Raw genomic sequence first — 14,972 nt, 5'->3', positions numbered from 1 at the left:
TCCGTCGGCACTCCGGACCGAGCTCGCCCGGGGCCTGTCGTCCCCGGCCGCCGCTGGGGCGTCCCGCTCCTCGGGTTCTTCGTCTCCGTCGGCCTTACCAGCGGCCTGTTCCGCGGGCCCCTGGCCGACACCTTCGTCGGTCTCCTCGTAGGCCTGGCCCTCAGGCTCTTCCTCGTCCCCGAGCTCATCCTCGTCCCCGGGCTCATCCTCGTCCCCGGGCTCATCCTCGTCCCCGGGTTCTTCCGCGCCCCCCGCTGCGGCCGCCTTCCCCTTGGCGCCGGATTCGGCGCTCGGCCGCCCCGTGGATTCCGGCTCGGCCGGATCCGTGGAATCCTCCGGCTCCGATGTCTCCGGAAGCCGCTTCTCGACCTCCGGAACCTCCTTGCTCGCCCCCGGGCTCTTCCGCTTCGCCGATGCCTCGTCTCTCGGCTCGGGCGTGGACGGTATGTCGGACAAGGGATCCCCTCCCAGCCGGTCTCGGGCAGCCCACGACACGCCACTGCGGCAGGGAGGCTGCCGACCGGTACTTGTCGGCACACGCCGCCATGATCAACGGGCGGCGTGGCGCACAGGGTATCCACGGGCAACGGGGCTCACGATGGGGCCGCGGGGCTGTAGCAAGCCTGTGACACAGCCCAGCGGCTTCTCTCCGGGGCGGCCGCCGGGACGGCGTTCAGGAGACCCCTGAAGCATGCCCTCGCTCCGCCCGCACGCCCTCGGCGGCCCTCGGCGCCACCCACACGCCACAGGTCGACGGGGCGCGCACCTCACCGGCCCGTGAACCCCCTCAGCCGTGCGCTCTACGCGTCGCCGGCCGTTCGTCCGTGGGCAGGTCCGGGCACCCATCGCGGCAGCTCCTCCGTGGCTTCCAGCCACGCCCCGGGGGGTGCTCCCGCCTTCCCGGAGGCGACCACACCGCCCACGATGGAGCAGGTCGTGTCCACGTCGCCGCCGACCTGGGCGGTGACCCAGAAGCCCTCCTCGTAGTCGCCCAGGGCGCGGGCGGCCGACCAGAGGGCGAAGGGAACGGTGTCGTGAGCCGACGTACGCCGTCCGCAGCCCAGCACCGCGGCCACAGTCCCGGCGTCGCCGTAGTCGAGCATGTCCCTGGCGCGCCGCAGCCCGGCGCCCACGGCGCTGCGCGGTACGAGCGCGATGACGCCGTCGAGCAGGGCCTCGGCGCTCGGCGGGCCCGCCGGGTCGGCGGCCAGCGCGGCGGCAGCGGCGACGGCCATGGCGCCGACCACGGCCTCGCGGTGCTGGTGGGTGGGATAGGCGGAGATCTCCGCCTGGTGGGTCGCCTGCTCCGGGTCGTCGGCGTACCAGGCACCCAGAGGGGCGATGCGCATCGCGGCGCCGTTGCCCCAGGAGCCCTGCCCCTTGAAGAGGGCCGATGCCAGCTCGCGCCAGTCGCCGCCCTCCCGGATCTGCCGCAGCAGCCGATTGACCGCGGGGCCGTAGCCCCGGTCGAAGTCGTGGTGATCGGCGAAGGAGCGGGCCAGCTCGTCCTGGTCGATGCGGTGGTGCGTACCCAGAACCGCGACCACGGAGCAGGCCATCTCTGTGTCGTCGGTCCACTGCCAGGGGCGGGGCGGCAGCTCCCGGCGCTTCAGCAGCGGGTAGTTCGCGGGCACGAAGAACTGCGAGCCCAGCGCGTCCCCCAGCGCGAGTCCGCGCAGGCTGGCAAGGGCCCGGTCCAAGCGCCCGTCGGGAGAGGAGTCAACGATCATCGCCCTGCCACTCTATCCGGTGACTCCGTACGATTCCGGTTCACGCCATTGCTCGAAGGGACGATCGAGGGTGTATCTCCCGTCCTCCCCCAGAACGAGCATCCTCGTCTCGCCGTTCCCCGGGTTCGAGAGCGACTCGAACTCGGCGACCGTCCAGTGGAACCAGCGCATACAGAACAGCCGCATGGCCAGGCCATGGGTCACCAGGAGCACGTTCGGCGGGTGGTCGGGGGCCTCGAAACTCCGGTACAGGCTCTCCAGGAAGCCGCCCACCCGGTCGTACACGTCGGCACCGGACTCGCCTTGCGCGAACCGGTAGAAGAAGTGCCCGTACGCATCGCGACAGGCCTTCTGAAGACGTACGTCGTCACGGTCCTGCCAGTTGCCCCAGTCCTGCTCACGCAGTCGCGGCTCCTCGCGCACCCGGACGCGTCCGGGGTCGAGATGGAAGGCGCGGAACGTCTCGTGGGTGCGCCGGTACGGGGAGACGTAAGCGCTTACGCGCTCCTGGCCGAAGATTTCGCGCAGCTGTTTGCCGGTGTCCTCCGCCTGCTGCCACCCCGTCTCGGTGAGCGCCAGAGCGTGGTCGGGCTCGCGTTCGTACACGGTGTCATCGGCATTGCCCACCGACTCGCCGTGCCGGACAAGGACGATGCGCCGTGGTCGTGCCATGCCAAGACCCTAGATCGTGTCGGCGCGGTTCGAGCAGTCGTACGGCCCGATACGGCGTAGATCACACCGTTTCCGCACATCAGGGACCCCGCAGGAGTCCGTCAGACGATCCAGCCGGGTTCCAGCTGCACGATGTCGCCCGCGAGGGCGGCTATGTCGGCCTCGATCTGGGCACGCAGCGCCAGCCTCTCCACCCGCTCGGCGCGGTACTTGCCGTGCTCGGCGGCCGAGTGCCACATCGACAGGACCAGGAACTCGCTGCCGGGCGCCTCGCCGAACAGGCCCCGCACCATGCCGGGCGAACCCGCCATCGCGGGGTTCCAGACCTTCTCCTGCATCAGCGCGAAGTGTTCGGCGCGGTCCTCGTGGACACGGCAGTGCGCGACCCGCACCACATCGGCGTCCGTGAAGCGCGGCTCGAAGCCGGTCTTCACGTCGAAGCGGTAGTCGAACAGTTTGACCTGGGAGTCCTTGAAGGTGCCCGACTGTGAGGCCGCGAGCCGGTCATGGGACCGGGCCATGAATGAGTCGTAGAAGGCACGGCTCTCCCAGAAGGCGAAGATGTGCGCGACGCCGGACCGCCTCACACTCCATCCTCCGCCCTGTCCCCGGAATCCCGGCTCCCCCAGAAGCCCCGCCCACCTTCGCTGCCCCCGTTCGAAACCGCGGCGATCGACCACGGTGCAGCGAATCCACTTGACCAGCACCGCGCCATCGTAAGGCCACGGAACGTGGCGCCGGTCACGCTCCGGCGGGATAGATCCGCGCGAACGCCCCGGCACGCGTGGCACGATGGACAACCGGCCATGCCCGCAGGGGAGTTGGGCCGGTGGTTGTTGAGGAACGGGGAGGGGACATCCGGTGAACGGTCTCAACAAGGGCATCCGCAAGGCCGAGTTGGCGGTGAAGTGGGATCCAAGTCCTGTCGGTGAGCCCGCGACCGACCTGGACATCATCGCGGCGACGTATCTGGCGTCCGCACCGCAGGGAGATCCGGCCTATGTGGTGTATTTCGGCAGCCGTTCGCCGGACGGCACCATCTATCTGAACCGCGACAGCAAGGACGGCAAGGGCTTCGGCTGGGACGAGGTCATGACCCTGGAGCTCGACCGCCTGGACACCCGTTACGCGCGCGTGGTGGTCGGCGTGCTCATCCAGCAGCGTACGGCGGCGAAGACGTTCGTCGGTGTCCTCAACCCCGGCTTCCGTCTGCGTGAGGGCTACACCGTCCTGACGGAGGGCGACTTCGGCGATGTCCTGGGCGCGACGGCCGCGACCATCGGGGAGTTCGTACGCGACCACTCCGGGGAGTGGACGTTCCACGCGGGCATCCGCGGCTACGACACGGACCCGGCGACCTTCGCACGGGTCATGGGCAGCCCGCAGGAAGCGTGAGGAACGCTCCCCCGTCCGGACGCCGGCGCAGCGCCTTCCCTCCTGACGCGCGCCGGTTCCGGGCTCCGGGCCCTGTCGTCGCGACCGGCGCTCAGGCCTTGTTCCAGCCCGGGACCGTCGGCAGCACCGCCTCGGCGACCCGGAGGAGGGCCGCGTCGTCCGGCGTCACATCGTCCTGACGCCAGATGGCGACCTCGAACGCGCCACCGCCGTCCTTCGCGTCCTTGGCTACCACCAGGCGGCGGGCTATGCCGCCGGGACCGGCGTCCGCCTTGTCGGAACCGAAGGTGATGGCGATGGTCCGGTCCGAGTAGAGGACCGCCGGGTGGCCCAGGATCGTCCTAGGCTCCGCGGACGCGCCCAGCAGCTCGGTCCAGTCGGCCACCGAGAGCCGGTCGTAGGAGGCCGAGAGCTTCACGGAGTAGGACTTGAGCGTGACGTTCGCTTCGGGACCGGCGACCTTGGCGTCACCGGCCACGGTGGTGTGGCCCCCGCTTCCGGAGGCGGTCTCCGCGTGTTCGTCCGGCGTCCCGAGCATGGCCGGAAGGTCCTTGCGGTTCAGTGCTTCGCAGAGCTGCGTTCCGGAGACGTATCTCGCCGGCGGCCTGCTGTCCTCCTTCGAGCAGGTGGCCGGTTCACTGGCGGCGCCGCTGTTCTGCGGGAGGACCTGCGCCAGGAGCCAGATGCCCGCCGTCACCAACGCGACCATCATCACCGCGGAGACGGCCTGGGCCCCGGCGCCGGCGCCGTTCTTCGAACCGGCCGCGCTGTCGGCCATGTCCCCACTCTCCCCCATCGCGCCCCGTGCGCGCTGAGGGAGACTAGCCGGTGATCGTTTCGCGGGTGACCCGAATTCCGCCGCCGCCCGGAGCATCGCACCGCGCCACCCGCGGCTCCCTGCCCCGCTCCGCACGACGGGGCTGCCCGCCGGCACGGCCGCTCCCGGTCGGCGAACGCCGAGGGCGGTGCAGTCGACCATCAACTGCACCGCCCTGACCAGCTACTTCACGCCCGGAAGGCGCTCGGCGTCAGCTGCAACCGCTGGTCGAACCGCAACCCTCGCAGATGTAGCAGGAACCGGCCCGCTGCATCTTCGTACCGCAGGAGAAGCACAGCGGGGCGTCGGCCTGGATGCCCAGCTGCATCTCCACCAGCTCGGCGCTGGTGTGGACCTGCTTCAGGGCGGGCTCGGCCACCGCCGCCTCGATCTTGGGGGCGGCGACCGCCTTCAGCTCCTGCGCGCGGGGCGCGGACTGGGCCAGCGCCTCCACGTCGAGCTCGACATCGTCGATGGACGGCTCGTAGGAGCCCGTCTCCAGGTGACGCTGGCGCTCCTCGGCGGAGTGGATGCCGAGTGCGGAGCGCGTCTCGAAGGGCAGGAAGTCCAGTGCCAGGCGGCGGAAGATGTAGTCGACGATCGACTGCGCCATCCGCACGTCCGGGTCGTCCGTCATGCCGGCCGGCTCGAAGCGCATGTTGGTGAACTTCGAGACGTACGTCTCCAGGGGCACGCCGTACTGCAGACCGACCGAGACGGCGATCGAGAAGGCGTCCATCATGCCCGCGAGGGTGGAACCCTGCTTCGACATCTTCAGGAAGACCTCGCCGAGACCGTCGTCCGGGTAGGAGTTGGCGGTCATGTAGCCCTCGGCGCCGCCCACCGTGAAGGAGGTGGTGATGCCGGGACGGCCCTTGGGGAGGCGCTTGCGGACCGGGCGGTACTCGACGACCTTCTCGACCGCGGTACGGATGGTCTCCTCGGCCTTCGCCGTGACCTCGACCTTTTCCTTCTCCTTGGTCTTGGCGGAGAGGGGCTGGCCGACCTTGCAGTTGTCGCGGTAGATCGCGAGCGCCTTGACGCCCATCTTCCACGCCTCGAAGTAGACCTCTTCGACGTCCTCGACGGTCGCCGTCTCCGGCAGGTTGACCGTCTTGGAGAGCGCGCCGGAGATCCACGGCTGGATCGCGGCCATCATGCGGACGTGGCCCATCGCGGAGATGGAGCGCTCGCCCATGGCGCAGTCGAAGACCTCGTAGTGCTCGTGCTTGAGGCCCGGGGCGTCGACGACATTGCCGTTCTCGGCGATGTGGGCGACGACCGCCTCGATCTGCTCCTCCTGGTAACCCAGGCGGCGCAGGGCCTGCGGCACGGTGCCGTTGACGATCTGCATCGAGCCGCCGCCGACCAGCTTCTTGAACTTGACCAGCGCGAGGTCGGGCTCGAGACCGGTGGTGTCGCAGGACATCGCGAGACCGATGGTGCCGGTCGGGGCGATGACGGAGGCCTGCGCGTTGCGGAAGCCGTTCTTCTCGCCGAGGCGGATCACGTCCTGCCAGGCCTCCGTGGCGGCGGCCCAGATGGGGGTGTCCAGGTCGTCCACGCGGACGGCCGTGGTGTTGGCGTCGGCGTGCTGCTTCATGACGCGCTGGTGCGGCTGCGCGTTGCGGGCGTAGCCGTCGTACGGGCCGACGACCGCGGCGAGCTCGGCGGAACGCTTGTACGACCTACCCGTCATCAGGGAGGTGATGGCGCCCGCGAGCGCGCGGCCGCCGTCGGAGTCGTACGCGTGGCCGGTCGCCATCAGGAGGGCGCCGAGGTTGGCGTAGCCGATGCCCAGCTGACGGAAGGCGCGGGTGTTCTCGCCGATCTTCTCAGTCGGGAAGTCCGCGAAGCAGATGGAGATGTCCATCGCGGTGATGACCAGCTCGACGACCTGGGCGAAGCGCTCGATCTCGAAGGACTGACGGCCCTTGCCGTCGTCCTTGAGGAACTTCATCAGGTTCAGCGAGGCGAGGTTGCAGGACGTGTTGTCCAGGTGCATGTACTCGCTGCACGGGTTCGAGCCGTTGATACGGCCGGACTCCGGGCACGTGTGCCAGTTGTTGATCGTGTCGTCGTACTGGATGCCCGGGTCGGCGCAGGCCCAGGCGGCCTCGGCCATCTTGCGGAAGAGCGACTTGGCGTCGACCTCCTCGATGACCTCGCCGGTCATGCGCGAGGTGAGACCGAACGTTCCGCCCGACTCGACGGCCTTCATGAACGTGTCGTTCACGCGGACCGAGTTGTTGGCGTTCTGGTACTGGACGGACGTGATGTCGTCGCCGCCCAGGTCCATGTCGAAGCCCGCGTCACGGAGGGCGCGGATCTTCTCCTCCTCCTTGACCTTGGTCTCGATGAAGTCCTCGATGTCGGGGTGGTCGACGTCGAGGATGACCATCTTGGCCGCGCGGCGGGTGGCGCCACCCGACTTGATCGTTCCTGCGGAGGCGTCGGCACCGCGCATGAAGGAGACGGGACCCGAGGCGTTGCCGCCCGAGGAGAGGAGCTCCTTGGAGGAGCGGATGCGGGAGAGGTTCAGGCCGGCGCCGGAGCCGCCCTTGAAGATCATGCCCTCTTCCTTGTACCAGTCGAGGATCGACTCCATGGAGTCGTCGACGGCCAGGATGAAGCAGGCGGAGACCTGCTGGGGCTGGGGCGTCCCGACGTTGAACCAAACGGGGCTGTTGAAGCTGAAGATCTGGTGCAGGAGGGCGTACGCCAGCTCGTGCTCGAAGATCTCGGCGTCGGCGGGCGAGGCGAAGTACTTGTTGTCTTCACCGGCCTTCCGGTACGTCTTCACGATGCGGTCGATGAGCTGCTTGAGGCTCACTTCGCGCTGCGGGGTGCCGACGGCACCGCGGAAGTACTTGCTGGTGACGATGTTGACCGCGTTCACCGACCAGAAGCCGGGGAACTCGACGCCACGCTGCTCGAAGTTGACCGAGCCGTCGCGCCAGTTGGTCATGACGACGTCACGGCGCTCCCACTCCACCTCGTCGTACGGGTGCACGCCGGGGGTGGTGTGAATGCGCTCGATGCGCAGTCCCTTGCCGGCCTTGGCCCCGCTCTTGGTGCGGGAACCTCGTGCCGCCGGACCGCTCGCCGTCTCTGTCATGCCGCCTCCCTGTTCAGGCTAAAACGCCCTGAAGTGCCGCGAACTTCCCGCGGCACGGTGTGTGTCTGATACTGCGCGCGCCGCTGATGCGGCTTCTCGCAGCAGGTCTGTGGTCGCCGCCCGAAGGCGGGGCCGGACGCCCCGAAGGGTCCGGCCCGCGGTCAGTCGACGGCGGTGGCGGGCACGGGAACCTCAGCGGTTCCTCCGGGCCCATGATCGGTCTGCTCGCGCACCACGTCCGGGTCGTCCTCGTCCACGGCGGGGCGCTGATTCACCTGCCTGAGTTCCGCGATGGCGGCTTCGAAGTCGTCGAGCGAATCGAAGGCCCGGTACACGGACGCGAACCTCATGTAGGCCACGAGGTCGAGTTCCTGCAAGGGTCCGAGTATGGCCAGCCCCACGTCGTGGGTGGTCAGCTCGGCGCTTCCGGTGGCTCGCACGGCTTCCTCGACCCGCTGGCCGAGCTGGGCGAGCGCGTCCTCGGTGACAGGCCGCCCCTGGCAGGCCTTGCGCACGCCGTTGATGACCTTGATCCGGCTGAAGGGCTCGGTGACACCGGAGCGCTTCACCACCATCAGTGAGCACGACTCCACCGTCGTGAAACGACGAGAGCAGTCGGGGCACTGGCGGCGCCTTCGGATCGACGTGCCGTCGTCGGTCGTACGACTGTCGACGACGCGGCTGTCAGGGTGCCTGCAGAAGGGGCAGTGCATGGCTCCAACCCTCCTTCACAGCACGACTCAGAGACCTCTCGGGACCTCCCGGGCCCCTCGAAGCAGCCTCAAGCATAGGCGATACCCAAGGGTCCGAAGACCCGGGGGACCACAACTTCTGGGATGCTCCCGCAATCCAACCACTAGATGTGGGGCCTGGCTCATGAATTCGCCCACGACCCGCGTGTCGTACACGTAAGGGCACGTGCCGCACAGGCATACCCATCCCGGACACTCGGGGATAGCGTGGGCGGCGCACGGAAGGGGGCCGGTCCCCGGCCGGTCGGCCATCGGATGGCAGACTGGACGACGGCCCAGGTCAGCCGGCACGGCTGCCGCCTCCGGCGGTGAAGGGTACAGCAATGAGCCCTTTTGTCCGCTAGGCGCGTCGGCAGCCATACACCCAGACACATGATCACGTCAGGCAATACACGTTTTTTCACTCGAACGTGTGTTTGGCGCAACCTTTCGAAAGCAACTACCGTTGTCCAGCAGGGAGACCATCGAGAGGGGCCGACGTGACCACCACCGCAGACAGCGCCACCATCACTGCCCAGGAGCGCTCCCAGGGCCGACTCGAGCCGGTGCATGCGATGAACGAAGCCGCGAATCATGAGGGGCCCAAGCGCTCGCTGCCTGGCCGACCTCCAGGCATCCGGGCCGACAGCTCGGGACTCACGGACCGGCAACGCCGGGTGATCGAGGTGATCCGGGACTCCGTGCAGCGGCGCGGCTACCCGCCGTCGATGCGGGAGATCGGTCAGGCCGTCGGCCTTTCCAGCACCTCCTCGGTCGCGCATCAACTGATGGCCCTGGAGCGCAAGGGCTTCCTGCGCCGAGACCCGCACCGCCCGCGCGCGTACGAGGTGCGGGGTTCCGACCAGTCGTCGGTGCAGCCGACGGACACGGCGGGCAAGCCGGCCGCGTCCTATGTGCCGCTCGTCGGCCGTATCGCCGCCGGTGGCCCGATCCTCGCCGAGGAATCGGTCGAGGACGTGTTCCCTCTCCCGCGCCAGCTGGTCGGCGACGGTGAGCTGTTCGTCCTGAAGGTCGTCGGTGACTCGATGATCGAGGCCGCCATCTGTGACGGGGACTGGGTGACGGTCCGCCGCCAGCCGGTCGCCGAGAACGGCGACATCGTCGCCGCGATGCTCGACGGCGAAGCCACGGTGAAGCGCTTCAAGCGCGAGGACGGGCACGTGTGGCTGCTGCCGCACAACTCGGCGTACCAGCCGATCCCCGGCGACGAGGCAACCATCCTCGGCAAGGTCGTGGCCGTGCTGCGTCGGGTGTGACACCGCGATGGGCGGTCCTCCGCCCCCGCCCCTGACCGGGCCCCGGAACCAACTGCGCCGGTTCCGGGGTCCTGTGCGTTTTCTGGCCGGGGGCCCTGACCGGACTCCACTGGTCCTTCGGCCGCGGGGTGCCGGGGTTCCATGCGCCCCATAGGCCGGGAGCCCTGGGCTCCACGTGGCTCGGGCTCCATGCAGGTCCCCGACGCGAGGCTCCACGTGGCTCGGACTTCCGTGCGGGTCCCGGAGACGGGGCTCAAGGCTCCACATGGCTCGTGTACCAGGTCCAGGGGGCATGGGCCGGGCCCTTGGGTGCTACGCGTCCTCCGGCTCACTCGCGGGCTCGGCGGCCTGCCCTGCCGTCTCCTCGATCGCCCTCGCCTTCTCGTCGATCGCGGCGAGGGATCTGCGGACCTGGTTGCGGTCCGTTGTGTACCAGAAGTCGGGGAGCGAGGCCTTCAGATAGCTGCCGTAGCGAGCCGTGGCCAGACGCTGGTCCAGTACGGCGACCACGCCCCGGTCCCCCGAGGCTCGTACGAGGCGGCCGGCGCCCTGGGCCATCAGGAGCGCGGCGTGGGTGGCGGCGACGGCCATGAAGCCGTTGCCCCCGTTGTCCTCCACCGCCTTCTGGCGGGCGCTCATGAGCGGGTCGTCGGGGCGGGGGAAGGGGATCTTGTCCATGACGACCAGCTGACAGCTGGTGCCCGGCACGTCCACGCCCTGCCAGAGCGAGAGCGTGCCGAAGAGGCAGGTCTTCGGGTCGGCCGCGAAGTTCTTGATCAGCTCGCCGAGGGTCTCCTCGCCCTGGAGCAGGATCGGGTATTCGGGGAGGCGGGTCCGCAGCTCCTCCGCCGCGAGCTGGGCCGCGCGCATCGAGGAGAACAGACCGAGCGTGCGGCCGCCTGCGGCCTGGATCAGCTCCGTGAGCTCGTCGAGCATGTCACCGCGGTCGGCGTCCCGCGCGGGGCGCGACAGGTGCTTGGCGACGTAGAGGATGCCCTGCTTGGGATAGTCGAAGGGCGAGCCGACGTCGACGCCCTTCCACTGGGGAAGGTCCTCGCCCTCCGTGCCCTCCGGGGCGAGCCCCATCGACGCTCCCACGCCGTTGAAGTCGCCGCCGAGCTTGAGGGTCGCTGACGTCAGGACGACGGAGCGGTCGGCGAAGAGCTTCTCCCTGAGGAGCCCGGACACGTTCATCGGAGCGACCCGGAGCGAGGCTCCGAAGCGGTCGTGGCGCTCGTACCAGACGACGTCCCATTCGGAGCCGTTGGCGATGCGTTCCGCCACGGCGTGTACCGCTTCGACGGACGCCAGTGCCTGCTTGCGCACGGCGTCCTCGTCCTGGACGGACTTGTCGCGGGTGGAGCCGATGGCCGTGATCACCGTGCGGGCGGCGTCGCGCAGCGCCATCAGCGCGTATCCCAGGTCCTCCGGGATCTCCTCCAGGCGTCCCGGCAGGGCCAGCTCCATCAGGCGCTCGAAGCCCTCGGCGGCGGTCTGGAGCTGGTCGGCGGCCTTCTCGTTGGCGAGCTTCGCGGCGCGGCGCACGGCACGGTTGACCTGGCCGGGTGTGAGCTCGCCGGTGGCGACGCCGGTGACCCTGGAGACGAGCTCGTGCGCCTCGTCGACGATCAGTACCTCGTGCTGCGGGAGGACCGGGGCGCCCTCGATGGCGTCGATCGCGAGCAGCGCGTGATTCGTGACGACGACCTCCGCGAGCTTGGCCCGCTCGCGGGCCATCTCGGCGAAGCACTCGGCTCCGTAGGCGCACTTCGTGGCGCCCAGGCACTCCCGGGACGACACCGACACCTGGCCCCAGGCCCGGTCGGAGACACCGGGTGTGAGGTCGTCGCGGTCACCGGTCTCGGTCTCGTCCGACCAGTCGCGCAGCCGCAGCAGGTCCTGGCCCAGCTTGCTGGTGGGCGCGGCCGCCTCGAACTGGTCGAAGAGGCCCTCTTCCTCGTCCTGCGGCACGCCCTCGTGCAGGCGGTGCAGGCACAGGTAGTTCGACCGGCCCTTCAGCATCGCGAATTCGGGGCGGCGGCGCAGCAGCGGGTGCAGCGCGTCGACGGTGCGCGGCAGGTCCCGCTCCACCAGCTGCCGCTGGAGGGCCAGGGTGGCGGTCGCCACGACCACCCGCTCCCCGTGCGCGAGCGCGGGCACCAGGTAGCCGAGCGACTTTCCGGTGCCGGTGCCGGCCTGGACCAGCAGGTGGGAACTGTCGTCGATGGCCCCGGCGACGGCTTCGGCCATGGTCACCTGGCCAGGGCGCTCCGTACCGCCGACGGCAGTGACGGCAGCATGCAGGAGTTCGGGGAGGGAGGGCTTTGTCATAGCGCTGCCAGCCTACGGGGCGCCACTGACAACCGAGCGATCAAGGGCGGATCCGAAGGCGTGATCAAGCCGCGTGCGGGCCGGGGGATCACAGCTGGTGAAGGGGGTTCGGGACGGTGCCGTGAACGGCGGCGTGCGGGCGCGCCGGGCGATCGCGGTAGCCGTCCAGGTGCAGCCGGTTGCGGTTCAGGCACAGCCGCTCGATACGCGGGGTGAGCAGGTCGAACATCTCGTGACGGTCCTTGAGCTCGGGGAAGCGTGTCTGGTGGCGGATGATCTCCCCTCGTACGAGGGACCAGAATTCATCCTCGGGAACACCCAGCTGTTCCTCGCAGAGCGGCGCGAGGTAGCGGAACACTCCGACGAAGAGCGCGGAGTGGATGAACTGGATCAGGAAGGCCGGCGGCTCGGTGAGCAGGACCCGCCGTACCTCGTCCGGCATGGAGGCGTGCTCGGGCAGAGGTTCCGCACTCACGTTGATGTCGTCCACGAAGTCCTTCACAGCGAGCCTCACGGGAACGTCATGGTCGTCGAAGACAACGATCGCGTTCTCGCCATGTGGGTTGAAGACAGTGCCGTACCGATACAGGAAGTGCAGCAGCGGCGGCAGGAGCACGGCGAAGAGACGGCGCAGCCAGGCCCTCGGCGTGAGTCCGGAGCGGGCCACCAGCTGGGCGGTGAAGGAACGGCCCTCCAGGTCGGTGTGCAGCAGGGCGGCCAGGGTGCGGGCGCGTTCACCGGGAGCCAGGTGGCGAGAGACCGGCTCACGCCAGATCGCCCCGAGCAGTTCCCTGTACTGGTAGGGCACCTCGGGGAGGGCGTCGTAGACCGGATGTCCCACAGTCACGGAGGCGACCTCGCCGAGGAGGATCACCCCACAGGTGTCCCGCAGAAACGGGTCCCCGGCGCGCAGGGCGTGCATCCAGGTGGTGACGGCGGGCGCGGCGAGCGTTCGCCTGGTCGGAAGGCCGCGCCACACCAGGGTGTTGAGGACGGACAGCGGCAGTTTCACGGTGTGCCGGTCCGGACGCGAGACGTTGAGGAACGTACGGACGGACTGCTGGGCCAGCCGGAGATCGCCGTCCGAGTGCAGCGGCACGATCGCGTCCGTGGCGATGTGAGAAGCGAAGAGGGGCAGGACGACGTCGTCCCACTGCCAGGGGTGCACGGGCAGATAGAGGTACGACTCCGGGGCGAGCCCGCGCGCGCGGAGCGCACCGTCGAAGGACTCCCGTGTGGCGGGGGCGAGTTCGCGTGCGTAGAGGAGGTCCGCGGTGTCCAGGCCGCCGACGCCGCGGTAGGTGGCGAGCCCGGTGTGCACGGCGATCCAGGGAAGGGGTGTCGCTCTGCGAGCCTCCGGTGCCCAGTGCCCGGCGTCCCGCGCGGAGAAGCCGAGGCGGCCCTTGTTCAGCACGATCCACGGGTGCCCGGTCTGGTGGCCTTCCAGTTCCGCGTATCCCAGGTCGGCCAGCTCGGCGACGGTGAGGGCTTCGTGGTCGAGGCGCGCGTCCGCTGCCAGCGTCGTACTCAGTTCGCGGATGCCGTGCCCGAGCGTCGCCCCGTCGAGCCCCAGCGTGCCGCGGGCGCGCGTGAGGAAGCCGACGGGGTCGCTGAACGGCCGGGGTTCCGCCCCTCTGTCCGTGAGGGTGAGGGAGTCGGGTTCCACGCGCCAGCTGTCGTACGCGGTACGCCGGGCCCGGAAGGACAGACTGCCGCCCGCGTCGAGACGCAGAGCGTACGGGGTGCCACGGAAGCCGGTGGGGGCCGCTTTCACGGCGGAGGAGGGGGACGGGGGTGAGGCAGCGGGGGCCGACGATAGCGCCGGTGAGGACGAGGGCGCGGGCGAGAACGAGTGCTCCGGCACCCCCTCCGGCTCCGGCTCGATGATCCCCTCGTACGCGAACTCACCGATCATCTTCGCGAGCAGGCGGCGGCCGGCCTGCTCCCAGCGATCTGCGCGCAGCTCGGGCGGGTCGTAGAGGGCGGGCGTCTCTCCGGCGGCCGGGGTGGCGGATGGATTCGACACGGGAACTCCTCGACAGGGAACCGGATCGGCACGAGCGGTGTACCAAGAGTGACGGCTCTACAACAGATCGCGCAGGGCCCGGTCCCGGACCATGAGGGCTGCCCGTTTGTCGGGCAGATCGACCTCGGCGGAGAACCGGAAGCCGGCGCTCAGGAAAGCGGACACGGAGGGGGTGTTGCGAAGATCGGGTTCCGCGACGACGCGAGCGCACGAGGGGCGTTTGTCCAGTACGTGGTCGGCGACGGCTCTGAGCAAGGTGGAGCCGAGTCCTCGCCCGCGGTTGGCGACACCGCCGATGAGGAGGTGGATTCCGGTGTCGTGGGGGCGGGCCGGGTAGTGGCGCGCCAGGGGGTCGAGATCCGCGCGGTAGATCTCCCAGTAGCTCATCGGGGTGCCGTCCAGCGCCCCGAGGCACGGAACAGAGCGTCCGTCGCCGTCCAGTTGTCGGCGCAGATGTTCCTCGACCACCGACTCGGGTCCCGCCAGTTCCCAGAACGCCGCGACGGCGGGGTCGTTCATCCAGCGGGTGATGAGAGGGAGATCGCGCTCGGCACGCACTCGGACGAGGTGGAAGACGCCGATGGGAGTCATGGCCGGTCCCCAGCCGCCGACCTGGTCGAGCAGATCATCCTCGTTCGTGGTCCCGTCCCGAGCTCCGGTGTCCCCGGCGAACAGCGCGATCAGTTCGTCGGGGAGGCGCAGATCGAGCGTGTCCTCGCAGTCTGTGCCGTCACCGGGGTCCGAGCCGGTGCCCGCGTGGTATCCGGGGTCGGGGCGGGTTCCGGGGTCGAGTCGGGTGGCGCGGGCGGTGCCGGCGTCGGTGCTCGCGTCGGTGGGAGGCACGACGACGCTCCTCTCAGAAGACGGGTGGGTCA

General features: G+C 69.6%; 11 protein-coding genes. 2 read left to right on the top strand and 9 right to left on the bottom strand.

The genetic code is table 11. The annotated features are described in order from the left end of the window. Positions 1-800: 800 nt before the first annotated feature. From ABZX90_RS00330 to ABZX90_RS00320, 3 genes are all read right to left on the bottom strand, one after another. The gene (locus ABZX90_RS00330) at positions 801-1,730 is read right to left on the bottom strand and encodes an ADP-ribosylglycohydrolase family protein (RefSeq protein WP_355200513.1); all 930 of its coding nucleotides are present in this window, start codon (positions 1,728-1,730) and stop codon (positions 801-803) included. 12 nt (positions 1,731-1,742) lie between these two features. Then, complete coding sequence (locus ABZX90_RS00325; RefSeq protein WP_351121564.1) at positions 1,743-2,402, bottom strand: phosphoglycerate mutase family protein; 660 nt, start codon at positions 2,400-2,402, stop codon at positions 1,743-1,745. Positions 2,403-2,503: 101 nt separating this feature from the next. After that, the gene (locus ABZX90_RS00320; RefSeq protein ID WP_351121566.1) at positions 2,504-3,109 is read right to left on the bottom strand and encodes a YdbC family protein; all 606 of its coding nucleotides are present in this window, start codon (positions 3,107-3,109) and stop codon (positions 2,504-2,506) included. A 154-nt stretch (positions 3,110-3,263) separates the two neighbouring features. On the opposite strand from ABZX90_RS00320, the gene ABZX90_RS00315 reads away from it, so the two are divergent. Beyond that, on the top strand, positions 3,264-3,797 hold the full coding sequence (locus ABZX90_RS00315) for a TerD family protein (protein ID WP_351121568.1): 534 nt from the start codon (positions 3,264-3,266) through the stop codon (positions 3,795-3,797). Positions 3,798-3,888: 91 nt separating this feature from the next. Here the strand turns inward: ABZX90_RS00315 and ABZX90_RS00310 are convergent, their stop codons facing one another. From ABZX90_RS00310 to nrdR, 3 genes are all read right to left on the bottom strand, one after another. Next, positions 3,889-4,575 carry a DUF6215 domain-containing protein gene (locus tag ABZX90_RS00310; RefSeq protein ID WP_351121571.1) on the bottom strand — a complete coding sequence of 229 codons (687 nt, stop codon included), beginning with the start codon at positions 4,573-4,575 and terminating at the stop codon, positions 3,889-3,891. Positions 4,576-4,825: 250 nt separating this feature from the next. After that, on the bottom strand, positions 4,826-7,732 hold the full coding sequence (locus tag ABZX90_RS00305; protein WP_351121573.1) for a vitamin B12-dependent ribonucleotide reductase: 2,907 nt from the start codon (positions 7,730-7,732) through the stop codon (positions 4,826-4,828). A gap of 161 nt (positions 7,733-7,893) precedes the next feature. Beyond that, entirely contained in the window at positions 7,894-8,445 is a 552-nt protein-coding gene (gene nrdR / locus ABZX90_RS00300; RefSeq protein ID WP_355200509.1) for a transcriptional regulator NrdR, read from the bottom strand. A gap of 518 nt (positions 8,446-8,963) precedes the next feature. On the opposite strand from nrdR, the gene lexA reads away from it, so the two are divergent. Continuing rightward, the gene (lexA, locus tag ABZX90_RS00295; protein ID WP_266763403.1) at positions 8,964-9,740 is read left to right on the top strand and encodes a transcriptional repressor LexA; all 777 of its coding nucleotides are present in this window, start codon (positions 8,964-8,966) and stop codon (positions 9,738-9,740) included. 312 nt (positions 9,741-10,052) lie between these two features. On the opposite strand, the gene ABZX90_RS00290 is transcribed toward lexA, so the two are convergent. From ABZX90_RS00290 to ABZX90_RS00280, 3 genes are all read right to left on the bottom strand, one after another. After that, complete coding sequence (locus ABZX90_RS00290; protein ID WP_351121578.1) at positions 10,053-12,071, bottom strand: ATP-dependent DNA helicase; 2,019 nt, start codon at positions 12,069-12,071, stop codon at positions 10,053-10,055. 88 nt (positions 12,072-12,159) lie between these two features. Beyond that, complete coding sequence (locus ABZX90_RS00285) at positions 12,160-14,097, bottom strand: IucA/IucC family siderophore biosynthesis protein (protein WP_355200506.1); 1,938 nt, start codon at positions 14,095-14,097, stop codon at positions 12,160-12,162. Between the two features lie 57 nt (positions 14,098-14,154). Continuing rightward, positions 14,155-14,940 (bottom strand): GNAT family N-acetyltransferase, encoded by a 786-nt coding sequence (locus ABZX90_RS00280; protein WP_355200504.1) that lies wholly within the window; start codon positions 14,938-14,940, stop codon positions 14,155-14,157. Between the last annotated feature and the right edge of the window lie 32 nt (positions 14,941-14,972).

Source organism: Streptomyces sp. NPDC002935 (assembly GCF_040611295.1).
Classification (GTDB): Bacteria; Actinomycetota; Actinomycetes; order Streptomycetales; family Streptomycetaceae; genus Streptomyces.
This window is presented reverse-complemented; position numbering and strand designations above follow the sequence as displayed.